The organism is uncultured Winogradskyella sp. (assembly GCF_947501905.1).
In the GTDB taxonomy this organism is placed as follows: Bacteria; Bacteroidota; Bacteroidia; order Flavobacteriales; family Flavobacteriaceae; genus Winogradskyella.
Genome location: NZ_CANMXL010000001.1, coordinates 450,692 through 476,771 on the forward strand (window position 1 = coordinate 450,692; position 26,080 = coordinate 476,771).

The window sequence follows — 26,080 nt, forward strand, 5'->3', positions numbered from 1 at the left end:
TTGCTAATTTCGCCACATGATTAAAGCCTTTCAACTTCGTTTAAATTTACATCAAGAAGGAAAACCCGATGGTTTACTTAACAAAGCGGCTTACGATTTAGACATTGACAAATCGAAAATTCACGGTATTAAAGTTTTACGAAAATCTATCGATGCCCGTAAAAAGAATATCATGTTTAATTATAAAGTTGAAGTTTATATCAACGAACCTATGCCTGAAAACTCAGAGTATAGCTTTGATTATAAAGATGTATCTAAAGCAAAACCCATACACATTATAGGCTTTGGCCCAGCTGGTATGTGGGCGGCATTACGTTGCATTGAGTTAGGTTTTAAACCTATAGTATTAGAACGTGGTAAAAATGTACAAGATCGTCGTCGCGATCTCAAAGCCATAAACCAAGACCATTTCGTTAACGAAGATTCTAACTATTGCTTTGGTGAAGGTGGCGCAGGTACTTATAGCGATGGGAAATTATATACAAGAAGTCTAAAACGTGGCGATGTCCGACGTATTTTTGAAAATCTTGTTTTTCATGGTGCTACAGAACAAATCTTAGTTGATGCGCATCCGCATATAGGCACAAATAAATTACCAAAAGTTGTTCAGAATATAAGAGAAACTATTCTAGAGTTTGGTGGCGGAGTACATTTTGAATCTAGAGTTACAGACTTTAAGATAAAGGATAGTAAGATTGTTAGTATTCAGCTTGAAAATGAAAAAGAATTGGACGTTGACAAAGTTATTTTAGCTACTGGTCATTCAGCACGGGACATATTCTACTTACTTGATAAAAAACAAATTGCATTAAAAGCCAAATCTTTTGCCATGGGCGTAAGAGTTGAGCATCCGCAACACATTATTGATGGTATTCAATACCATTGCAAAGGCGAGCCTCGTAATGAATTATTACCAGCTGCAGCCTATAGCTTAGTACAACAAGTAAATAATCGTGGTGTGTATTCATTTTGTATGTGTCCTGGGGGTTTTATTGTTCCTGCAGCTACTGCAAATGGTGAAGTTGTTGTTAATGGTATGTCACCTTCTAAACGAAATAATAAATATGCCAACTCTGGTATTGTGGTAGAGATAAATGCAGAACGTGATTTGTATAAATACGAACAATTTGGCGCATTAAAAGGTCTTGAGTATCAAAAGAATTTAGAACGTCTAGCCTTTACATCTGGTGGTCGTACCCAAACAGCACCAGCACAACGTTTAACTGATTTTGTTGAAGGCAAATTATCAACAGACTTAAATGACACATCCTATCAACCAGGATTAAAATCATCACCATTACATTCTTTATTTCCCAAACTCATTGGCGGTTCACTTAGAAAAGGCTTTAAAGCTTTTGGAGATAAAATGATAGGTTTCTATACTGAAGAAGCAAATATTATAGGTGTAGAATCGAGAACATCATCTCCTGTTAGTATTCCTAGAAAAGAGACTTTAGAACATCCTGAAATTTCTAATCTTTTCCCATGTGGCGAAGGTGGCGGATATGCTGGTGGTATAGTCTCTGCAGCTATGGATGGCGAGCGTTGTGCAGAAGCGGCTTGTAAGTAAATAATTAAGAATATTTATCCTATTTTTGCACCACTAATTTGAAATTAAAAATGAACGCATATATATTCCCTGGACAAGGTGCGCAATTCTCAGGAATGGGATTAGACCTTTATGAAAATTCGCCTTTAGCACAAGAGCTTTTTGAAAAAGCTAATGATATTCTTGGTTTCTCTATCACAGATATTATGTTTGAAGGTTCTGCAGAAGACTTAAAACAAACCAAAGTTACACAACCAGCTATCTTTTTACATTCCGTAATCTTAGCAAAAACTTTAGGTGATAGCTTTAAACCAGATATGGTAGCTGGTCACTCTTTAGGAGAATTTTCTGCATTAGTTGCTGCTGGCGCATTAACCTTTGAAGATGGCTTAAGATTAGTGTCTCAACGTGCTCAAGCTATGCAAAAAGCATGCGAAATTCAACCAAGTACCATGGCGGCTGTTTTAGGGTTAGATGACGATATTGTAGAAAAAATATGTGCCACTACAGAAGGTGTTGTAGTTGCCGCAAATTATAACTGCCCAGGTCAGTTAGTGATTTCAGGAGAAGTTGAGGCTATTAACAGAGCTTGTGAAGCTCTAAAAGAAGAAGGTGCCAGACGTGCATTGGTATTACCGGTCGGTGGTGCATTCCACTCACCAATGATGGAGCCAGCTCGTGAAGAATTAGCTGCAGCAATTGAGAATACCACTTTTAGTAAACCAAACTGCCCAATATATCAGAATGTAACTGCTTCTGCAATTACAGATGAAAATGAAATTAAAGCCAATCTTATTTCTCAATTAACCGCTCCTGTACGTTGGACACAATCCGTACAACAAATGATTGCTGATGGCGCTACACATTTTACTGAAGTAGGTCCAGGAAAAGTACTTCAAGGCTTAGTAAGAAAAATTAACCGTGATGCAGAAACAGCTTCTGCTACATTTGAAACTAACGCCTAAATATCCATTGACTTTGAACAGAAATCTATTTATCGCGCTTATCATAATTTTTAATGTTGCTATTGACCAAATCTCAAAAGTGTTGGTTAGAGCTAATATTAGTGAAAGTCCTCGTGAAGAAATCGAATTAATTGGTCAGAAGTTTATAATGACTAATGTTTATAATGAAGGTGCTTTTTTAGGAATGGGTAGCGATATGCATCCAACACTTCATTTTATATTCTTAAAATTATTGCCTTTACTTGTTTTAGGTTATGTTATCTATTATATCATAAAAACCAAAAACTTAGATCGTACAAGTCTTATTGCTTTTTGTTGTATTGTAGGTGGTGGATTAGCTAATGTTTTTGATCGCTTTGCTTTTGGAAAAGTAACTGATTTTTTATTTATAGATTTAGGAGGCGTATTTAAAACAGGAATTTTCAATATTGCCGATGTTGCTGTGACGACAGGAATGTTTATGCTAATTTTCAGCAACTTTATCATGAAAAAGAAACAAAACTAAGATTCTTTGTTATTCTAGTTAAAAAGCCTTTCCTAATTAATACCCTTTCAAATAAGTCTGACCTTTATTAAGTTCGTCTACAATATCATTTTTATTAATCTTAAACTTAGTTCTTAAAGTTTTATATTTATTATTTTTATCGGTAAGGTATAAATCTACATGTAAATGAGGTGCCGTACTCCAGCCTACATTACCGCTTAAGCCAATTAACTGACCTTTAGACACTTTTTGCCCAAGACGAACTCTAACACCATTTTGTCTAAAATGTAAATATTGCATTATTGTACCGTCATCATGTAAAATCTTTACAAGATTGTTAAACTCAGCGCATTTTGGTTCATTACAACGCTTAGAATTCTTTTTAACCACTTGTACAACAATTCCATCTCTACATGCTAATACTTTAGTATTTACTGGCATGTCAAAATCTAGTGCAAATTTATTTTGATGAGATATATTTCCATTATAACCTTGCCCAATTTTAAAAGATTTATTGGTTTCAAAAGGCAAATCATAAATATAGTTTTCATCATACTCAGTATCTGTTAAATCTCCTAAATAAGTTCTAGTATTTCCTTTTTTAAATTTCCATCCTTTGGATTTGTCAATTTTATCAAATCGTACTACTTCATAATTTTTTGTTCTAGGAGGGACAACCACATAAGTTCCATTTAGTTTATCAGCCTTAAGGTTTTCAGGATGGTAATCTAATACAAATGTTATAGGCAGCCAATTATCATTATTGGCCATCAGCTTGGTACCCCCTTCAAATTTTTCCCAATTAGATGTATAAGAATCTATCCAAGTTCTATTTTGAGTATTTGAAACTGCAAAAAATAATAGTAGCAGTATTATAAATAATTTTTTCATGTTATCTTAATTCTTATAAACCTTACCTTCTTTCATTACAAAGACTACATTTTCCATTGTAGAAATGTTTTTAGTTGGGTCTTCGTTAACTGCTATAATATCTGCAATAAAACCACTTTTAATCTGACCTAATTCATTTTCCTTTTTTAGAATCATAGCATTTGTTACCGTAGCACTTTGAAGCGTTTCCATCGCAGGCATACCTGCTTCGACCATATAACCAAACTCTTTCCCATTATCACCATGAAAAAAAACTGCAGCATCTGTACCAAATGCAATACCTACTCCATTTTTGTATGCACGGGCAAACATATCTTGAATTTTAGGTCCAATCTCTAAAGCTTTAGGCACTATAATTTCGGGATAATACCCTTTTATTTTTGCTTTATCTGAAACAAACTTACCTGCAGTAATCGTAGGCACCAGATACACATTGTGTTTTTTCATGAGTTCCATTGTTTCTGTACTCATTAGCGTGCCATGCTCAATGGTTTTTACACCACCTATTATAGCACGTTGCATGCCTTCATCTCCATGAGCGTGAGCAGCTACATGAAACCCATAGTCCTTAGCTGTTTCGCAAATGGCTTTGATTTCTTCAATAGTAAATTGTGGGTTTTGTCCGCTTTTAGCAACGCTCAATACGCCGCCAGTTGCTGTAATTTTTATTAAATCTGCACCATTCTTATAACGCTGCCTTACAGCTTTTTTTGCATCTTCAACACCATTAACAACACCTTCTTTTGGTCCAGGATTCCCCATAAGACTCTTTTTAGCACCATTGGTTGGGTCTGCATGCCCACCTGTTGTCGCCAATGCTTTTTCAGCAGTAAATATTCTAGGCCCTTTTACTTTTCCTTGGTTTATAGCATTACGTAAAGATACATTTACACCAGAGCCGCCTAAATCTCTAACGGTTGTAAAACCATTCATTAATGTAACTTCTGCATAGTGCAAAGAATTATATGCTACATCTGCATCATTCTGAGTATAAGCTTGTAAATATCGTTTTGGGTTGGTTTCGTGTTCTATATGTACATGCATATCTATTAAACCTGGCATGACTGTTTTAGATTTTAAATCTATTACATTGCCTGATTCTGGCTTAGCATATCCGTCAACTACATCTATTATTTTGTTTCCTGAAACAATAACTGTCTTCTCACTTAAAACCTTTCCAGATTTTGTATCTACGAGTTTCCCACAATGCAAATACGTATTTTGACCAAATGCACTGATGGCAAATAATAAAACAACAAATTTTAATAATGCTTTCATATCTATTTTATTTAGTTCTTAATTTCTGCTCCCACTTCCATGCATCAGCCATGGCGTCATCCAATGTATATTCAGCTTTCCAACCAAGTTCATCATTAGCTTTTGAGGTATCTGCAAAAGCAGCAGCGACATCACCCTTTCGCCTATCAGTAATTTTATAATTTAGTTTTTGGCCCGAAACACGTTCAAAAGACGCTATAACTTCTAATACAGAATTCCCTTTTCCAGTACCTATATTAAAGGCATCGAAATTAGAATCCTGCTCTTTTTTTATTAATCTTTTTAAAGCGATAACATGCGCTTTAGCGACATCTACCACATGAATATAATCTCTAATACACGTACCATCTTCTGTCGAATAATCATCCCCATACACAGACAATTGTTCTCGTAAACCAATAGCAGTTTGCGTAATATAAGGCACTAAATTTTGAGGAATACCTATTGGTAATTCGCCAATATTTGAAGAATCATGAGCGCCAATAGGGTTAAAATATCTGAGTGCGACTGTTTTTAAATCTGGATTTATTTTACAAGCATCTTTTAAAATTTCTTCGCCAATCTGTTTGGTATTTCCATATGGAGATTGCGCTAGTTTAATAGCAGACTTTTCATTAACAGGAAGTTTATCGGCTTCCCCATACACAGTACACGAGGAGCTAAATATAAAATTCTGCTGTCTTAACCTTTGCAATTCTTGTAATACATAAATTAAAGTAGTTACGTTATTTTCATAGTAAAACAAAGGTTTTTCAATACTTTCGCCTACAGCTTTACTAGCTGCAAAATGTACAACTCCGTCAATATCCTGATGCTGTTCGAAAAAATCTTGAACTTTATTTTTATGTTTTAAGTCTAATTCATAAAACTCTGGAGTTACTCCAGTAATTTTAGTAATGCCTTCTAACACTTTTGTAGACGAGTTTGAAAGGTTGTCTATAATAACAACATCATAGCCTGCAAGCTGTAACTCCACAACTGTATGTGAGCCAATATAACCAAGCCCGCCTGTTACTAGAACCTTCATTTTATGAATTAACCGTCAATAAAATCTAATACTGTTTTGGTAATAAAACCTATTTGCTCCTCATCCAGTTCTGTGTGCATGGGTAAAGAAATAACCGATTGCACCAATTGATTAGTTACTGTAAAATCATCTTCGTTATAACGTTCATCTACATAAGCTTTCTGCTTGTGTAAAGGAATCGGATAATACACACCACAAGGAATTCCATTTCCGTTAAGGTGGGCAACAAGAGCATCTCTATCAACACCTTTAAGGTTTAAAGTATACTGATGAAACACATGACAATCACAAGTATCACAAATACCTTGACAATCTGTCAAACCACTTGGTGTGGTTATGTTAGGATGATCTTTAAATGCTTGATTATATTGTCTTGCTGCATTTCTACGCGCATTATTATAACTATCTAAATGAGGTAATTTAGCGTCTAAAACCGCAGCTTGTAGTGAATCTAATCTTGAATTTACACCAACAACATCATGATGATAGCGCTTATACATTCCATGATTAACAATACCTCTTATAGTATGCGCCAAATCGTCATCATTGGTAAAAATTGCACCACCATCTCCATAGCAACCTAAATTCTTTGATGGAAAAAAAGATGTAGAAGCAACGTGACCAATAACTCCCGTTTTGGTTTTAGAACCATCTTTATGTGTATAATCGCCTCCTATACCTTGAGCATTGTCTTCAATTACATATAGATTATGTGCTTTTGCCAGAGACATAATCTCATCCATATTAGCAGCTAGACCAAACAAATGTACAGGAACAATAGCTTTAGTTTTTGGAGTAATTACTTTTCTTATAGCATCAACATCTATATTAAACGTTATTGGATCTACATCAACTAATACTGGTGTAAGCTTTAGCAGAGCAATCACTTCAACTGTCGCCGCAAAAGTAAAATCTGCTGTAATAACTTCATCGCCTTGTTCAAGGCCTAAACCCATCATCGCAATTTGCAAAGCATCAGTACCATTTGCACATGGTATCACATGCTTTACATCTAGATATTCTTCTAAGTTTTTTTGAAATTGATGAACCTTTGGTCCATTGATAAAAGCGGCGCTTTCTAAAACTTCATTGAACACTGGATTAATAACATCTTTAATCTTTGCATATTGGCCTTGAAGATCGACCATTTGAATTTTTTTCATTCTGGCAGGATATTAAAATACTTTAGCCTTTGGCTACTAGCGAAAGTACAAAAATGTTATGTGTCGCCAATGTATTTAATTGAAAGAAATGTATTTTAGCATAAATCGAATATGTTGAGATTATTTTATTCCATAGGAATTTATTTGACAAGCCTTGTGTTACAAGTGCTTTCTCTTTTTAATCAAAAAATTAAGCTTGGTGTTTCTGGAAGAAAAAACACTTTTAAAATTCTTAGTAATAGTATTTCTAAATTAGATAAAACTATTTGGATGCACTGTGCATCTTTAGGGGAATTTGAGCAAGGATTACCAGTCTTACAAGGATTAAAAATTAAATATCCCAAACACAAAGTGGTTGTATCATTCTTTTCTCCTTCAGGTTATGAGGTTAAGAAAAATACGCCACATGCAGATATCATTGTTTATTTACCTCTTGATACTCCTAAAAATGCTAAACGCTTTATAGATAGTGTTCATCCTGATTTAATTCTATTTGTAAAGTATGAAATATGGCCAAACATAATTCTAGAAGCAAAAAAGAGAGGTATTAAATCGCTTCTTATTTCGGCAACATTCAGACCTAGTCAATCTTATTTTAAATGGTATGGCAGTTTAATGAGAAGTGCTTTGTTTTCTTTTGAACATATCTTCACCCAAGATGAAAATTCTAAAAAACTAATTGAAAGTATTGGATATAACTCTGTATCTGTTTCTGGGGATACGCGTTTTGACCGTGTTAGCAACCAACTAAAAATTGATAACACTGTTGATTTTATAGAAGCGTTTACTAAAAATAACACCTCTATTGTTTTTGGTAGTTCCTGGCCTGCAGACGATTCACTCTTTATTCCATTTATTAACAGTAATAACAATGACAGTATAAAATACATCATTGCACCTCACAATATTAAGGCTAGCTATATTGATTCTATTGTAAAACAGCTTAACCTAAAAACTGTTTGTTTCTCTAATATGAATGGAAAGAATCTGTCTGAATATAAAGTGTTTATTTTAGATACCATTGGATATTTAGGAAAAGTATATAGTTATGCAGATGTTGCTTATGTTGGTGGAGCAGTAGGACATACAGGACTACATAACATTTTAGAACCAGCGGTTTTTGGCATGCCAATTATCATCGGAAAAAATTACCAAAAATTTCCTGAAGCTAAAGAACTTGTGCAGCTTAATGGTATATCTGTTGTAAAAAACGTCAATGAATTAAATGATACGCTTTCATCTTTAATTAAAGATGAAAAATTAAGGAAAGAGCAAGGTGATATTAACTTGGAATTTGTACAAAAAAATAAAGGTGCCGTTAAAAAAATACTCAATCATATTAGCTAATGATGATTTACTTCTTTTGAGTAGTCCCGTTAAGACTTAATTGACTTTTTACCATAATTGTTTTATGCTTAACTCTATTTTTTGAGTTAAGTTCATCCAATAATAATTCTGCAGAAGTTTGTCCAATTTTAAATCCTTTTTGATTAACTACAGATATTTTTGGGCTTGAGACAAACTTAGAATCTACATAGTCAAAACCAATAATAGAAATATCATTTGGTACATCTTTATCTATCTTTTTTACCATATTAAGGGCCATAATGCCAGTAATATGGTCTATGGATATAATGGCATCTATGTTAGAATTTTCCTTTAGATATTTTAAAATCACTTCATCCGGGCTAAGCTCATCATCAAGCTTTAGAACACTTGGCTTAAAAGTAGCTTCTTCCATAGCTTTTGTGTAACCTTTAATTCGTTGTTTACCTACACTTAACTCTTCAATATTGCTAATTAGAAGCAAATGTTTTCTGCTTTCTTCTTGAATTAAATACTTAGTTGCTTGATATACGGTTTCAAAATCGTCTACTACAACCTTACTACAAGCCACATCATTAAGAACCCTATCAAACATAACTATTGGCGTGGTTCTACTAACACTTTCAAAATGCTTTATGTCATGTTTAGTTTGAGTTTCTCTAGCGACTGCGACTATAAATCCGTCAACACTTCCTGTAGACAATAAATCAAAGCTTCGTTGTTCTTTTTCTAAACTCTCGTTAGAAATACAAACTGTCATGTCATAGTTATGGTTACCTAAAGTCGTTTCTATGCCATGGACAACTTCTGCAAAAAAGGGATTCATCAAACTAGGCACCACAACACCGACAACCTTAGTCTTACTAGATTTAAGTTGTTGAGCAATCCTGTTTGGTTTATAGTTAAGCTCATTTGCTAGTTCTGTAACTCTGCGCTTTGTGTTTTCACCTATTTCACTACTATCACTCAAGGCTTTTGAAACCGTAGAAACTGAAACATTTAATAATTTTGCAAGCTCTTTAAGTGTGACCATTGTCTTTTAAAAATTGAAAGATATCTATATAAATGATAAAAATCTCTAGGTTATTAATTCATTTAATACTTCTATTTAAGAAGTTGTTCTACAGCAATATTGATTGATTTAACTGGCAATTTACATGTTCCGTCCACACATACGTATATGTATGTATCATCTTCATTATACCTGTTTTTCATTATAGGAATACCACTATCTTCAGTAGCACCAGCTACTAAAATATTAGGCAAATAATAGTTATTAAGTTCTTTTAATTTTTCTTGAGCATTTTCACCAGATATAGCGACTTCAAAATAAGGGTTTGAATAATTTAAATATAGATTTAACCAATTAGAAAAACTAGATGGTGAGTTTTCGATATTTTCTTTCATATTGCTAAGCATTTGCTTTGCCATTTTAGCATATTGTTCATCGGAGTAGTAATGACTTAGTTTAAAAATGTTTTCTGCAAGCACTGAATTTGATGATGGAATAACATTATCTATAGTCTCTATTTTTCTGGTAATCAAACTCTTTTCAGTATCTGGTGTAAAATAAAACATACCACTATTTTTAGTTAAAAAGTGAGATATAGAATAATCTAAAATGTGCTTAGCAGTTTTTAACCAATCTTCATTTAGTGTCACTTCATATAAGCTTATATATGCAGAAATCACATGAGCATAATCTTCAGAAAATCCTTGAATTGAAGTCATTCCATTTTTGTAATTATGAAACAAACTTCCGTCTGCTTTTAACTGATTTACTTTAATGAATTTTGCATTTTTAATGGCTTTATCTAGATAGTTTTTATCTCCTAAAACGCGATATGCATCAACATAAGCTTTTAACATAAGCCCATTCCATGATGTTAATACTTTATCGTCAGTTCTTGGACGTTCTCTTTTTATACGCTCATCAAATAATTTTTTCTTCCACTCTTCTACTTTAGTTTTTAAATTTGAAATACTCATATCGTGAGAATTTGCAAATCCTTCATCTGTTTTCGTTTTGAATAGCACATAATAGTCATTCTCCCATTTTCCTGTAGCATTTACATTATAGTAAGACGAGAAAAGCTCAAAATCATCTTTTAATATGAGTTTTAGTTCATCTTTTGTCCATCTATAAAAAACGCCTTCTTCTAAAACACCTTCTGCTGTTTTACTATCTGCATCTATAGATGAATAAAATGCGCCATTAGTTTCTGTGAGTTCTCTATCGACAAAACCTAATGTCTCAGTTATAACCGTTTTATAAGACTCCTTTTTTGTTATTTGATATGCTTTGGAATATAGACTTACAAGTTGCGCATTATCATATAGCATTTTTTCAAAATGAGGTATATGCCATTTTTCATCAACGGAATACCTCGAAAAACCGCCACCGATTTGATCATAAAGACCTCCACTTGCCATTTTAGTAAGTGTATTATTTACATAGTCTTGTATATCTTTATCATCATTCTGAAAACTATATCTAAGCAAAAAATCTAAACGACTGGGTATTGGAAATTTAGGCGCCTTATTTTGCCCACCAAAATTATAATCTAACTCTTTTTTCCATTTCTCAGTTTTAGCTTTTAATGCGTTTTTACTATATGTTACTTTATCCGTATTGAGGGTTATTAAATCAGAATTTTTTACACCTTCAGTAAGTTGCTCTGCATATTCAATTACCTTCTCTGGGTTATCCTTATACAAAGTTGACATATCTTTTAAAACTTTCTCCCACTGTCTTTTTGTAAAATAAGTACCTCCAAAAACAGGTTGTCCGTCCGGTAGTGTAATACAGTTAAGAGGCCAGCCACTATTACCTGTCATTAACTGTACAGCATTGATATAAATTTGATCTACATCTGGTCGCTCTTCTCTATCTACCTTGATATTGATAAAATTGTCATTCATGAGTTTAGCGATAGAATCATTTTCAAAGCTTTCTTCTTCCATGACATGACACCAATGACAAGCTGAATATCCTATAGAGATAATAATGAGTTTGTTTTGTTTTTTGGCGAGTTCTAAACTTTCAGTATTCCATGCTTTCCAATTTACAGGATTATATGCATGTTGAAGCAAATATGGACTTGTTTCGTTTATCAATTCATTAGCATGTACGCCTGTAGTTTTTGTCTCAGTATTATTACTAACACAACCAGTCGCAAAACTAATTACTAAACAATACAGAAGTTTTTTTACCATAAAAATTGATACTATTCTAGTTTTTTGAAATACAATATAAAAATAACAAATACGATGTATAAAAAGAGGTCGTCAGAAAATGAATTTTCTGACGACCTCAAGTATTAATTAGTTAAAGATAAACCTAATTCTTAACTAATTTTATTGTTCTTACTGCATCACCAGAATAAAGCTTAGCCAAATAAAGGCCAGTCTTAAGACCAGATGCATCTATAGCTGTTTGTTGGCTATTAGGACTTAAAGTCTGAACTCTTTTACCTAAAATATCATAAACTTCTATTGTATCTATTGTAATGTTTGCACCTTCTATATTCCAACTATCATTTGTTGGATTAGGATATACTCTAATAGAATTTAAATCAAAATCATTAGTACTAAAAGTACTCTCATTAGCTGCCAATGAGAAATTTCCTGGAGCTCTAGCAGTACCATCATCATTAACTCTAACATAATATGTAGTACCATCTACCAAACCTGACACAGCACTTGTTCCGGGATTACAAGCAATTTCTGTTAAACTACCACATGCACCACTCCACACAGATAAGTTTGGCGCATCTGTTTGAAAATAAGCTTCTTCTGTTGATGTTGCAACAAAAGAATACCAAACATCAGAAATTATACCACTATCACAAGTAGCATCTACACCGGAGTCTGTTGCTCCAATATTACTAATAGTAACTGTACTACCATCTAGCAAAATTGGGTCTGCGTCTGCGCAAGTATCGTTAAGCTTGTAGAAATATAAATTATCAAAATATATTGGTCCAAAGGATGGTGACCCAGCAGCTACAACTTGTACAAGAGCCACTTGGTCTCTAGCTGCCATTCCATTATTAAAATCATCTAATGCTACATCTCCAGAAACCCATACACCAGATCCTGATGCATTGACATCAAAGGAAGTATTCGTATTATATGATCCTGCCCCATCTGGATAGTTAGGAAAGTTTAAAAGAAATATTTGAAATAGTTGACCTGGGGATACATCGCCTTCAACATAGAAGTCAATGTGCGCATGGGTAAAATCTGTTAAATCTAGAGCTGGTGACCCTCCAAAAAATTCAAATTGAGCTCCACCACCAGGATTAGGTGCTGTAAGACGTCTAGTATCATCAGTAACATCTATTGTGAAATTATCTAAACTCGCTCCAGCAAAAGTATTTACACCAGACACAGAAACATCTGTATACACTCCACCACTAAATACGGACAAAACATCTCCTGCATCTCGCGCTGGTGGGTCAGGTGCTGCTGTTGCTGGTGGCACTGGACAAGCGTTAGGACATGTCCCACCACAATCTACACCTTCTTCTCCAGGATCCATCATACCATTTTCGCAGGGATCTACTGCTGCAGCTTGACCCGAAATGTTATCAAAATATACTGTCCTAGCAATTGCTGGGTTTATAAAGTTATCCGTGTTAGTGTCCCAGTTTGGAAAAACAACAAAACTGGTATAAACACCATCTGCAATTGGCTTTCCTTCTAGTGAAGTATCAAAGGTTGCCGTTAAAGTTGCCCAAACACCACCTCCAGGGTGAGTTACCACAGCTGAAGCCTCGTCATTAACAGGACCTCTAACCCTAACAAGCATAGATATTGGATCCATAGAATCTGAATACACATCTATTTCCATTTGTCTATCTGCTGGTAAAGTTTGCGTTAAATCTACATTTTGGTCAAGTACAATATTTGCACCTTGCCAAATATCACCTCCTGCACCGGCAATTATTTGAGCTACTGTACCATTTGTTCCTCCCATAGCGGGGTCAGCTACTTCTGCTGTTGATACGCCAGAACCAAACCCTCCATCAATAGCGCCAGGAGTTTCAAAATCTTGTAATACATCTTGAGAAAATCCAAAGGATGCCACAAGCAGCATTAGTAATAATGTAATTTTTTTCATATTATTTCTAGTTATTATTAATATACCTTGCAAAATACTGCTTTTATCTCAAGGCAAGTGTTAATAACGACTATACAAAAACTATACAATCTAAAAATTAGAGTAAAACAAAAAAATCATAAAATACTGTCTTTCAGTATTTTATGATTTTTTATTAATTTGAAATCTGAAAAAAGTATCTATACAAGAATACTTTAGTTGTTTTTACTAAATAATGATACATTATTATTATTATTTGTTACCAATATATTGTCGCCAATTTTTATAACATTTCTGCTATCATAAGGTACATAAAAACCACTTTTAATTGGAGACATAAACTGGAAATTATTATTTCCATCGCCTAATAAAACAGAACCAAATCCGGCATCATATCTTGTTGTCTCGACTTCTACTCCATAATGATTCCCTACTGTTAATATATCTTGATATCCATCTTGATTTACATCCATTATAATAGAAGATTTTATTGGTGATACTTGAGCTTCATTTGGCAACGATTTTATTACTAATTGACCATTGTCATTTATTAATATTACACTATCAAAACTAGAGATTTCATAAATCACAGCATCGTCCACTTTATCCTCTGGTAATATATCTATCAACTTAGATGAAGCAAAACTATGATAATCCTTAAACTTTTCTGCGACATATGGCATTTGCTGACTTGTACATTCTCTTCCTCTTAAAGGCACGTAATCATCTTTATAAAACTTTGCCAAAACCACATCATTAGTTCCGTTTTCATCAAAATCGTTGGCATATACTTTAAAAGGGTGCTCGGGTGTTGCTTTAAATTTATTATTCTTACCTAAGTTTCCTATGACATAATCATCATCGCCATCATTATCTAAATCTTTTGCGGTAATTGACCACCATATACCTCTGGTATTTTTATCCATTCCGTATTTTTCTGAAACATCTTCAAAAACACCATTAGAATTTTCAAGTACCTTAATGGTCATCCATTCTCCAACTACAATTAAATCCTCATCATTATCTTTATCTATATCTGTAAATACAGCATCAGTTACCATACCAATATTTGTAAGACTTGAGGCCAAATTAAATGGCGCTTTCTTAAACTGACCATTGTTATTTATTAATAAATAACTTGTTGCTGGAAATGTATACTTCCCTGAAATAAGTCTTGTGCCTAAAAATAAATCAAGATCACCATCACCATCTACATCAGAAGCTTTTACACATTGAGAACTTTCCTTAATTATTGGCAATGCTTTATTGCTTTTTGAAAATCCTCCAAATCCATCATTGATATATAATCTATCTTGCAATAGTGGATTACCACTCTTAAACTCATTACCTCCACTAGCAACATATAAATCTTTATCTCCATCATTATCAACATCTATAAAAAGGCTGCCTAAGTCTTCTGAAGCTTTATCTTTCTCCCAAGGCTGAGATATGTTTTTAATATAACTTCCTGTTTTTGACTGCGTGTATAATATTCCACTCTGCCCTTTTGCACCTCCAATAAAAACATCATCTAAGCCATCTGCATTGATATCAGCTATTGTAAAAAATGGTCCATTTTGCGACAACTTATGTGGTAATAATATTTCTTCTTGAAAATCATCAAAATCATTTTCGGAATGTTTATAATCTATTCCTAAATCTTTAGCCTTAACTTCTTTAAATAAAGTTTTATTAGATTGGTTTGTTTTCGAATTAGTTTTTGCGTTATCAAAACTAGCAGTAATGGTTTGGTTAGCATCTATATTATTAAACACATTTGTTTTTCCATTACTCCAAATCACTTCTACCTTATCTACTTTAGTAATTTTTCCTAAACCAAAAAACATACCCCCTTCTACTGAAGACAAAAAACCTCTAGTAACATTATTTTCTATAACTTGTTTCTCATTACCATAGTAAATAATTGCTTTAGCTCCTATACCAAATCTATTTTTTTCTGAACCTTCCAATTTTATTTTTAAGAAATTACCCGTAGCTTTATTTTCATAAACAAAGGCTTCACTTTCAATGTTATTTGTGACTATATCTAAATCTCCATCATTATCTAAATCACCGTAAGCCATTCCATTAGAAAAACTTGGCGTGTCAAAGCCCCATGACGTTGTTACCTTTTCAAACTCAAAATTACCTTTGTTTTTAAACGCATAATTGCTTATTGCCTTGGAAGGCGTGTTTTGGCTATATTTAAACAATTCTTTGGGTGGTATATTAATATCGATATTGCTTACTAATTTTCTGTAGTCATTATTATCTATGTCTTTTTTAATACCATTTGAAACTAGAATATCTTTTAATCCATCATTATCCAAATCTACTAGAAGACTTGCCCAACTCCAATCAGTGCTTGAGATACCTGCTAAGTTTGCGACATCAGAAAACACACCTAATCCTGTATTTATTTGTAAGGTATTAGTCATATACTGATAACTATTGGTTGACTCTACCATTTCATTAAAGTTACTTGTATTCATTGATGCCATATTCATCTTTGAACGATAATGATCTGCAGGTGTCATATCTGTAGTAATTAAATCTATTAAACCATCATTGTTAACATCACCTGTATCAGAACCCATGCTGTATTGCGACATGTGCTTTATATAATCTTCAGTTACATCTTTGAATGTTCCATCTCCATTATTATGGTACATAATATCCGGCCCTCCATAATCATTGGACATATACAAATCGATGAACCCATCATTATTAAAATCTGAAGTATTAACACTTAATCCATAACTCATTTCTTCAGAAATACCAGCTTCTGTAGATACATCCGTAAAATAACCATCATCATTTCGGTATAATCGATCTTTAAAATACTTGAATTGATTTCTTGGTATTTTATTAATCAGTAAGGCTTTTTTATCGGCTGGCTGATTGACTTGGTACATATCTAAATCTCCATCATTATCCATATCAAAAAAAGCAGCTTGTGTAGAAAACCCAACGTCAGCTATTCCATATTTTAAAGCTGACTCTGTAAAGGTGAGGTCTTGATTATTAATATATAGTTGATTTCTACGGTCTTTAGATTTTTCAGAATTTCCGTTTCTACTAACATAAATATCTAGATAACCATCTGCATTGATATCAACCATGGTAACTCCCCATGTCCAACCTGGATTTACTGCTATTTTTGATTTCTTTGAAATATCATCAAACTGAAAATTACCTTTATTGAGATATAATTTATCTCCAACTTGATTACCTCCAAAAAAAATATCTGGTAAGCCATCATTATTAATATCTCCTATGGCAACACCTGAACCTACATAAATTTGGCTATAATAATAATGATTAAAATAAGTAGACTCTTTAATTGTATTATTGAAATCTATACCTGTTTGTTCAGATGGTAATAAATCAAAACCGCCAACTAACTCTTCAGGATATAGATTACGATTTGGTTTATCATTACATGAAACAAACAATACAAAAGCTAATAATAAAGCTTCATATATATTTAATCTCTTCATTTATAATTAATAATTATGTGTTTTATAAAGATACTGAATTATCATATTTCAATTAATAAAAAAAGCCTATTTACTGGTATACAGAAAAAGGCTTTTAATTAACAAAACATTTATTTTAATTTAAAACTTAAGGTTCTCATGTTTATCCCAAAGTCCCCAATAAGCTCCTACATCACCTTCGTCTCCAGTTTTCCAAGATTCATCAAAAGATGAAAAGTAAAAAATTGGGATGTCGTTTTCTTTAGTCCAACTCATAGCATCAATAAAATATTTCATAGCCGCTTCTGAGCCAGCCAAAGCACCTTTTTCACCTCCACCTTCACTAGGCCAACCTGTTTCTGTAATAATTATTGGTTTTCCTTGAGCTGCATCAACTACCTGACCATACATGGCTTGCATGTGGCCCAAAGCATATTCTATTGGACATCCTTCCCAATATGGGTAAAGGTTTGCCAATATTACATCTGAATGCTCTACCAATTCTGGATGACGAGAAAATTCGTAATAAGCGTCTACATAACCTACAGGGATATCTAACCCAGACAATGCTTCTTTTACGCGTCTTATATAGCTTAGCAATTCTTCAAGAGATAAGTCATTTCTATACAAAACTTCATTTCCTACAGCAGCAACATCTACATGACCAGCTTTAGCAAGTGCAATCAATCCTTCGATTTCTTTTTCATTATCATCTTTGTCATCACTTAGCCAAGCACCTACCAATGTTTTTAATCCATATTTTTTTGCAACAACAGGTATATGTTCATTACCCTCAATACAAGAAAAAGAACGTATTGCTCCCGTATAAGGTTTTAAAATTTTTACACGCCGCTCTACTTGTTCTATACTGATTTCATCTCCTGGTTCTTGACCATCTTCATACATGCTAAAACAAATACCGTGCATACCATCTCGGATGGTTTTATGCCAAAGTGCTTTTAATTCTTCTAAAGAGTATTTTGATAAATCAATACCTTGCGTATTGATTTGACTATAGTTAGATTTATAATATGATTCTTCTCTGTAAGACATTATTTGTTTTATATTTTATGTCGTTATAATTCGCCTCTTCTTTCAACTAGTATCTCCTTAATTTCTTTTGCTCTGGCTTCATCCAAGCTGTATTTACGCATTACCCAAATAGCTAATGCTGCAGTAAGCACTGGCAATACTATATCTGTAATACGCATTCCTGTTAGGGCTTCTGCTGTTTGCGTTGTCGCAGTAGGATCATAACCAAGTAACTTTAATATAATTCCCGAGAAAACTAATGCAATACCCTGACCGACTTTGATCATCCACCAATAAATAGCACCAAAAGTACCTTCCTTACGAGGCATACCATTTTCTAATTCATCTAAATCACATACATCTGCTGTCATAGACATCATTAAAGTAAATAAACACCCCATACCAAAAGCCATCAAAGGAATAGGCAAAAAGATCATATAATAATTTTCAGGATCAAAGCCCCACCATTTTAAAATATACCCAAATATTGAAATCAACGTTGCATACATAAAAGCTTTACGCTTCCCAAGCTTATTCGCCATCATATTTATAATAGGAATTGCAACAAACGCTGTATATGCTGCAGTTACTGCAGGGAAAAGCGCTACCCACCATTTTGAGGCACCCCAATCACCATCAAACATGTAAAAGTTAATAATAAATACACCAAATTCTGCAACAATTTGAAACCCATTAAATACAAGGAAAGTAGCTAAGCATAATTTGACAAAAGGTTTATTTTTAAGTACTAGTTTTATACCTGTAAATATTTTACCCATACTTTTCCAGAGTGCTTTTGGAGTAATTTCTTCTCTACCTTCCATTTTACTAGCATCTATACCTCGACAAAAAATTGCTGGTAAAATACCTAAAAGAATAATTACAAATCCCGCTATTAAAGCTACAATTCTAACACCTTCAGGTTGTGTAGCAAAAAGATCTCCATCAGGTATTAGTACATATAAAAAAGGCACTAACATCCATGCTACTTGCCCAATGATATTTGCAAAACTCATTAATCGTGTACGCTCTTTATAATCCGATGTCATTTCATATCCAAGAGCAATCAAAGGAGTAGAGAAAATTGTATTACCAAAAATTAGTAATATTGAAAAAATCAATAAATACCAAAAATTATACATCTCGGGGTTTGTATCGTGTACTTGCCACAAAATCGCAAATATTGCACCTGATAAAACTGCCCCTATGAAAATATAAGGTCGTCGCCTTCCAAACTTTGAACTTGTGTTATCTGACACATAGCCCATAACAGGATCTGTTATAGCGTCAAATAATCGAGGAATACCAACTATTAGACCAGCTAATACAGTATCCATTCCAAATCCATCGGCTGACTTTAGTATTACTACGAAAACACCCAGAATTCCTGGAATTAGATTATTTATTAAGTGACCAGCACCGAAGGCTGCTTTTTGACCAATAGGGACTCTAGATGAACTCATATTATATTTGGTTTAGTTAGTTGCTATCATTATCGTCTGAAGTGCTTGAGCACTAATATTTATATGTTTTGATTTTCCATTAAGAGAAATATCAAAATTTTTAGGTTCTTTTCCTTCGTTAAAAACAACTACTGCAATTGTTCCGTCAGGGTTTTGTGCTGCTGTTATTTGAAGTTCTTCATCAGAATTTTCAACACCTATCACTTCTGCGCCAGGGCGTATGTATTTACTAAAATGCGCCATAACATAGTATAATGGCGTATAATACACCTCATCATTATCAGGGTCTACAATTATTGGTGCTACACACCAATTCTTAAACCAGTTTGGTCCGCCTTGCTTATCTAAAACCATGTTCCAATCAACCCATCCGTCTACCCAATTATTTAGACAGCCAATAATGTCTCTGGCATATCTGTTTACCGGAGCATATTTAGGATGTAAATATTTTTCTTCTTCAGATGCCCAATCCCAGCCCCAATCTGTTGCTTCTTTTTTCCAGTACCAAGCATCATCTTTCCATACTGGCACTTGAGAATCTATACAACCTTCTGTTTCTATTAAATACTTATTTGGTGCTTTGTTATGAGCATATTGTAAATCCTCGGAGTAAATCTTATAAGTGCTTTCGTACCAATGTATCGCTGTACCATCAAAATATTTAGAAGTTTCTTCGTTTTTGTACATAGAATCCACCCATTCTTTTAATCCAGCTCGGTTTTGATCGTAACCTAAAATAATTTTATCACCATGCCCATCGGCTTCTAATTTTGGACCTAAATGATTCATGACAAAATTGGTCATCTCATCTGGTGTATAGTGCATACTTTCCCAGTTATTTCCATTACCGTGTGGTTCGTTCTCTACAGTAAAGCCCCAAATATCAATGTCTTGTTCTTTGTAAGCATCAACATACTTTGAGAAAAATAGTGCCCAAGTATCATAATACTTTGGTAATAATTTACCACCAACCCACTCGTTATTATCTTTCATCCAAGGTGCTGCTGTCCAAGGCGATGCAAAAATTTTGAAGCCGTCTTCTGAAACAGACATCGCATCTTTTATCATCGGGATTAAATCATCCATGTCATCCTTTATAGTAAAATGCTCTAAATCCATGTCATCTACTACTGGCGAATATGAATATTGTGATAATGAGAAATCACATGAGTTCATGTGTGTTCTTGTTAGAGAATAATTAGCGCCTTCTTTACTGAAATAGGCTTTTAAAATTTCCTCTCTATTCTTTTTACTAAGCTTATTTAATAAATAGGCTGAAGATTCTGTAAAGGCACCTCCGAAACCTGTTATTTTTTGAAATTTCTTACTTGTATCAATACTTACGGTAGCCGTTAAGCTATCTTCAGCTTTACTAAATTGAGTAATCTCAGTTAAACTATTGCCACTTTCTGAAGTCTCGTAAACTGAGACTTGCAATTGATTGTCTTTACTACAGCTCATTATTAATGTTAAAACACAAATGATACAATACGTCTTTGATTTCATCTTTTTACAATTAATTATTCTATTAGCGAGGCGCCATAATCTCATGTTTAGTAGGCGGCGCTAAGACATCTTCTATTAGCTTAGCTTGATTTCCGCCATATGTCTTTTTTATAGGATTTCCATCTCTTGTTAATCCTTCAAAAACACCATCATCAACTAAATCCCAAATCGGGTATTTAGCTTTTCCGTCTATGGTGAATAAACCAAAATGATTTTCTGAACCTGATGAATTTTCGGCATCTTTCCATTGCTCATTAAATGCTTCAAAATAAAAGCATGAAATTGATGCTTTATTTGTCCATTCGCGCATTAGCTTATAATACACACCTTGCTTATACTCGTCAGTAGCTCTCGAACCATTATCTCCATAAAAACCACTGGATACTGTTGCCCAGCCTGTTTCTCCAATATGTATAGGCTTATTTACACCTAAACTTTTCATATAATTAGTAACACTATCGTATTGTCGTTTAGAAAACTCAATAGCACGCTCAATTGCTAAATCGACTTTCTCTCTTTTGGACAAAATCTCTTGTTTTTCTGGCACTCCCCAAAATTCAGGATTATAATGTGTGTTGTGATAAGGATAAGTGTGCATTGAAATATAATCCACAGCTTTAATTAAATCTTCTAAGTCTTTAACATGATACTGCTCTTCTCCACCACCCCAAGACGCAAAATCATCTGAGCTTGTTATCCACAAATCTTTAGGAAGTTTTCCTTCTGATTTTAAGTTTTGCAAGTGATTAACCCACTTTAAGATTACATTTGGCTGCACATAATAACTTGTTGCCCATTTTACCATGGCTTCATTACCAACTGCTATGACTTTTACAATGTCTGGATATTGATTAGCAAGAGCAACTGCCCTATCTATTTCGGAAGCATTATTTGGGCTTTCGATATCGTGATTTGGTTCTAAACCTGTCCAAGCATTTAGACAATCTATCCAAGCACCGAGCATAACATACATCTCAAAATCTTGGTCTTCAGCTTTTAATTCTGATATCGCTTTTAGAATATTTGAGGCATGTGGTAATTTTGGCTGTACGTTATATGTTCTTACAACTTTAATACCCATTGCCGAAAGCAATTTCATATCCTCTTTTAATTGCGGTATTGTAGGTTGACTATCTCTAGACTTTTTTCTATAGCCTCCATAAGAAATGGCTAAATAGTCAGGATTACCTAATATATCTTTTGCTGTCACTTTTTTATGTGTCTGCATTATTTTCTCTTCTTTTCGATTTTGATTACAAGCTATGATGAATACACTAAAAACAATACAAATTGATATGTTAAAATTCATCTTCATCTTGATTCTATTTTAATATTGATGATTTAATATTCACAACGATACTTTCTATCTCACCACTTCTTGTAAATATACTTTCGCTTTTAGTCTTATCTATTTTTAACCCGTCTTGCATTAGCTTTGTGCCATCCGTTTTAGAAATCTCTATTGCATTTGATTCTGATATCTTATAAACTACTGGTATTTGACAATAGGTAAATGCTAAACTATTTTCTGAAAGTTGCAGTGATTTTGATTCTGATTTTATTGTTGTATAATCGAATATTTTATTAGTCTCTAAAAATTCTTCTTTTCTAAGTAAGCATGGATTAAATGTTAATTGCCCTTTTTCAACAAAAACACCTAACTCTCCAATGCGACTTAATATATCCTCTTTTACCTGGCCTGTCATTCCTGGTTGCTGCGCACCTTTACCTCCCGGTGTATGAGAATAGGGATCTGTTGGAAAAGCGCCATACAATTGTGGCGGTTTGTGCGCGCCTATACCTTCATTAATTTCATAATAGTGCTCTAGTAACCTACCAACAACCTCGTCACTTTCGTTATCACGAACAGCTTTAAGGGCGCATTCTTGAACAGCTAGTTGTAATTTAGATACCATATGCCAGTATATCGAACCTAGACCTTCATATCCATAAAATGTTCCTGAACGACCTGTGAATGCCTTATGATTAAATACATCTTCATAGGTTTGAAGTATTTGTGAACTTTCTTCACTCACTAATTCTTCATATTCTGTACCCAACCCATTTAATACATCTTCAAGGCTATTTGCATTATTAAAATTGCCATTAAAATGATAGTTACCTTTAATATCTTCTGTAATGATTTGTCGATTTCCATTTTCTAACAAACGTGTTAGCAATTTTGAGTCATGAACTGCATTTTTTGGAATATTATTCTTTTCCATAAAACGCGGTAAATCTTTATTAGGATAGAGCAAATAACTGTATTGGTCAGGACGAAATATTTTGCTGTTTTTCATACTATCCAGAACAGCAATGGCTTCATTAGAACTTAAATACCCTGAACTTAAAGCGGCAACTTGACCTTCAAGCATTTCGTCTAAATAAGAGATTTTTATTTCATTATCGTTTACAATAGTAATAAGGTTGTAAGCATGATGCATGCTATCTGAACGCCTATTAGCATCTATAGTATGCTCTAAAAATGTTAACGTAGTTTCTATAAAACTATTTAGTTCTTCATTTTTTAATGATGTTTTATCTCCTGAAAAAGCTTTGTTATAAATAGTAGTTCTGTAAAAACTCCCTGCTTCTCCTAAACCATCTAAAATAGATTTTCTATCCTTATCTGAAATCACATTAGTTAATCTCTTTTTATGGTTCTCTAAAGTTGAATGCACGCTATCGAAGAAGATTTTTAGTTCTTCTGATATTTCAAAACTCTCTAAAGATTGCGAGTTAATTGTATGTTTGAAAAATTTGAGAAAACGTCTCAAATAATTAAGGGTTACCATTGACACACCATTACCAACAAGAGCATTATTAGCATCGTTCCATTCTGGGCGCTGTGTGTTTAACCATATACCAGCTTCGGGGATAAAATTTGATACTTTAGCTAATACAGTAGCTAGTATTTTCTCAACAAAATTAACTTTATAAATAAAATAATTTTTATCTCTAAGTAAAGCGCCATCTGCACCAAGCTGCTCACGTTTTACATGAATCTCTTCATCCGTTTTTTCATCAAAATCTATAGTATCCTTTGGGTTTTTAAGAAGGTCTTGATATGGTTTTATTCTGTAAGGCACATTTGCATAAACAAATAAATCTTTATCAAAAAAGCTACCTAATCTTCCTGGCTTATGATCTTCTATAAATTCTAAAAACTTGAGTAAATATATTATTTGATGATCGCCCCAATACCCTATATAAGACCATGGGTCATCTGGTTCTATGGTTTCCCAATCAAAACCATCTTTAGTTACTCGGTAAGGGTTATATCCATCAAAGGTTGTGGCATTTAAAAACTTGTGAATCATACTTTCCACAAATTCAGGAAAAGCATGCGCTAAAGCTTCCCAATTCTGAAAAATATCACGCCAATTGCCTTCATAATCTAAAACTTTAGAACCATCAATTTCGTTACGTGTATTTATTGAAAATTTATTCCATGGTCTACTTGGATCTCCGTGTCTTCGACTAAACTTAAGCGGCATGTATTCGAGACATAATCTTCTGAAATTTTTGTCATCACTAGCATAGGCCATGTCCCTTAAGTGAAACAAAGAGAATGTACTCGGTAAATCTTTTAAGACATTACTAGACTTAGCGAATACTTTTTTATTAGCTTTAGATATATAGTTAGTAAAGTCCCATTTTTCGATAGTATAATTATCATCAAAGATACCACCACGCATGATATTAAATAATGTATTTGCAAAATGCCTTGTATCTCTTTGCTTATCATTAGTTAATTGCAATGCATCTGAAGAAGCGTTTAATTTTATTAATTTTTGAGTTCCTCTCTCTATATCTTCATCAATAACTGATTCTATATTTACATCAGACTTTATTTGATGCATCAACTTAGCAATATCAGAATGGTCTTGGTTAACGTTAGCTACCAACATCCATTTCTTTTTAGAATCAGGATTTAACTCTACTCTAGCATTTATAAAATAAGCGCCTTTTTCTGCTTTTACGTCTGTCTCTTGTGTTACTTCTCCAGTTTTTCTATAAGTATCTAACTGTAAAGATGAAACTAGATATTTAGGATTATCTAATCCTTTTGACCAAACTGTATTAGCTTTTAGGGCCTCGCTTGGCTCTGCTTTATCTACTATTATTGCACTTAAAGCAAAAATACCTAAGCCATATTCTTCTTCTAATTGATTACGCTTATATGCATCAACTAAATTACTAACTCTCATTTGCGTATCAGATGGCACACCATATGGTAGAACATTTTGAAGTCCATCTAATAATTGCACATTTACTTTAGAGCTACCATTGTTTTCTAGAGATGATTTTTTAGCAAAACCATAAACATCACTAGTATTCCACTCGTATCTATAAGTAAGGTCTAAGTCATGATTTATTTCTTCAAAAATAATTTTGTTTCCATAAATATTCTTATAAAGATTTCTAGACGTTTTATACAAACCTTCTTGTCTAATAGAAAATGGTTCCCAAAGATGTTCCCCATTTATCCAAAAAATAGATTTACTTCCAGTAATTTCAGAAGATTCTGTAATCTTATCATCTGTATAATAAGGAAAAAGAGAGTATTCACTATTTTTTCTTCCAGCTGAAACACCTCCGTTACTTGATATAAACATCCAGTGATTAGAATCACTAACTATGCTCATAAAAAATGGACGCATCTCGTCGCTATTTGAAATTTTGAAATAAGACTCTTTGTCTATAATTACAGTTTCAAAACCTACATCTCTATTAAGATTTAAATCTTTTATATTTTCTTGTAAAACAGGGTTACCCATTGACTTAATTATACTTTTAGTAGTTTTTATAA

Annotated in this window: 17 protein-coding genes; 4 read left to right on the top strand and 13 right to left on the bottom strand. The window is 33.4% G+C overall.

Annotated elements, in window-relative coordinates; genetic code table 11:
• The first annotated feature begins 16 nt into the window (after window positions 1–16).
• From Q0770_RS02190 to lspA, 3 genes are read left to right on the top strand one after another with little or no spacing between them, the layout of a single operon-like run.
• Complete coding sequence (locus Q0770_RS02190; RefSeq protein ID WP_299113549.1) at window positions 17–1,570, top strand: NAD(P)/FAD-dependent oxidoreductase; 1,554 nt, start codon at window positions 17–19, stop codon at window positions 1,568–1,570.
• Between the two features lie 50 nt (window positions 1,571–1,620).
• A complete protein-coding gene (gene fabD / locus Q0770_RS02195) occupies window positions 1,621–2,514 on the top strand; it encodes an ACP S-malonyltransferase (protein ID WP_299113550.1) in 894 nt (297 codons plus the stop codon).
• A gap of 13 nt (window positions 2,515–2,527) precedes the next feature.
• Window positions 2,528–3,019 carry a signal peptidase II gene (lspA, locus tag Q0770_RS02200; protein WP_306420454.1) on the top strand — a complete coding sequence of 164 codons (492 nt, stop codon included), beginning with the start codon at window positions 2,528–2,530 and terminating at the stop codon, window positions 3,017–3,019.
• A gap of 36 nt (window positions 3,020–3,055) precedes the next feature.
• Here lspA and Q0770_RS02205 read toward each other — a convergent pair whose 3' ends face one another.
• The 4 genes from Q0770_RS02205 to Q0770_RS02220 are packed head-to-tail and all read right to left on the bottom strand — an operon-like array spanning window position 3,056 to window position 7,357.
• Window positions 3,056–3,889, bottom strand: coding sequence for a M23 family metallopeptidase (locus Q0770_RS02205; RefSeq protein WP_299113552.1), 834 nt, complete (start codon window positions 3,887–3,889; stop codon window positions 3,056–3,058).
• Window positions 3,890–3,895: 6 nt separating this feature from the next.
• Window positions 3,896–5,167: an amidohydrolase family protein gene (locus tag Q0770_RS02210; RefSeq protein WP_299113554.1), complete on the bottom strand. Its 1,272-nt coding sequence runs from the start codon at window positions 5,165–5,167 to the stop codon at window positions 3,896–3,898.
• Window positions 5,168–5,174: 7 nt separating this feature from the next.
• A complete protein-coding gene (gene galE, locus Q0770_RS02215; RefSeq protein ID WP_299113556.1) occupies window positions 5,175–6,194 on the bottom strand; it encodes a UDP-glucose 4-epimerase GalE in 1,020 nt (339 codons plus the stop codon).
• An 8-nt stretch (window positions 6,195–6,202) separates the two neighbouring features.
• Window positions 6,203–7,357: a DegT/DnrJ/EryC1/StrS aminotransferase family protein gene (locus Q0770_RS02220; protein ID WP_299113558.1), complete on the bottom strand. Its 1,155-nt coding sequence runs from the start codon at window positions 7,355–7,357 to the stop codon at window positions 6,203–6,205.
• Between the two features lie 111 nt (window positions 7,358–7,468).
• Here Q0770_RS02220 and Q0770_RS02225 point away from each other — a divergent pair, with 111 nt between their 5' ends.
• The gene (locus Q0770_RS02225) at window positions 7,469–8,704 is read left to right on the top strand and encodes a 3-deoxy-D-manno-octulosonic acid transferase (RefSeq protein ID WP_306420455.1); all 1,236 of its coding nucleotides are present in this window, start codon (window positions 7,469–7,471) and stop codon (window positions 8,702–8,704) included.
• A 7-nt stretch (window positions 8,705–8,711) separates the two neighbouring features.
• Here Q0770_RS02225 and Q0770_RS02230 read toward each other — a convergent pair whose 3' ends face one another.
• The 9 genes from Q0770_RS02230 to Q0770_RS02270 form a co-directional block, all read right to left on the bottom strand.
• Window positions 8,712–9,716, bottom strand: coding sequence for a LacI family DNA-binding transcriptional regulator (locus tag Q0770_RS02230; protein WP_299113560.1), 1,005 nt, complete (start codon window positions 9,714–9,716; stop codon window positions 8,712–8,714).
• A 71-nt stretch (window positions 9,717–9,787) separates the two neighbouring features.
• Window positions 9,788–11,899 (bottom strand): thioredoxin domain-containing protein, encoded by a 2,112-nt coding sequence (locus Q0770_RS02235; RefSeq protein WP_299113562.1) that lies wholly within the window; start codon window positions 11,897–11,899, stop codon window positions 9,788–9,790.
• A gap of 124 nt (window positions 11,900–12,023) precedes the next feature.
• Complete coding sequence (locus Q0770_RS02240; protein WP_299113564.1) at window positions 12,024–13,808, bottom strand: T9SS type A sorting domain-containing protein; 1,785 nt, start codon at window positions 13,806–13,808, stop codon at window positions 12,024–12,026.
• A 194-nt stretch (window positions 13,809–14,002) separates the two neighbouring features.
• Window positions 14,003–17,287, bottom strand: coding sequence for a VCBS repeat-containing protein (locus Q0770_RS02245; protein WP_299113566.1), 3,285 nt, complete (start codon window positions 17,285–17,287; stop codon window positions 14,003–14,005).
• 120 nt (window positions 17,288–17,407) lie between these two features.
• Window positions 17,408–18,319 (bottom strand): glycosyl hydrolase family 17 protein, encoded by a 912-nt coding sequence (locus tag Q0770_RS02250; RefSeq protein ID WP_299113568.1) that lies wholly within the window; start codon window positions 18,317–18,319, stop codon window positions 17,408–17,410.
• A gap of 23 nt (window positions 18,320–18,342) precedes the next feature.
• Window positions 18,343–19,761, bottom strand: a complete 1,419-nt coding sequence (locus Q0770_RS02255; RefSeq protein WP_299113570.1) for an MFS transporter — start codon at window positions 19,759–19,761, stop codon at window positions 18,343–18,345.
• A gap of 12 nt (window positions 19,762–19,773) precedes the next feature.
• Entirely contained in the window at window positions 19,774–21,267 is a 1,494-nt protein-coding gene (locus Q0770_RS02260) for a glycoside hydrolase family 30 protein (RefSeq protein ID WP_299113572.1), read from the bottom strand.
• A gap of 22 nt (window positions 21,268–21,289) precedes the next feature.
• Window positions 21,290–22,582: a glycosyl hydrolase family 17 protein gene (locus Q0770_RS02265; protein ID WP_299113574.1), complete on the bottom strand. Its 1,293-nt coding sequence runs from the start codon at window positions 22,580–22,582 to the stop codon at window positions 21,290–21,292.
• A 7-nt stretch (window positions 22,583–22,589) separates the two neighbouring features.
• A complete protein-coding gene (locus Q0770_RS02270; protein WP_299113576.1) occupies window positions 22,590–26,048 on the bottom strand; it encodes a hypothetical protein in 3,459 nt (1,152 codons plus the stop codon).
• Window positions 26,049–26,080 lie beyond the last annotated feature (32 nt).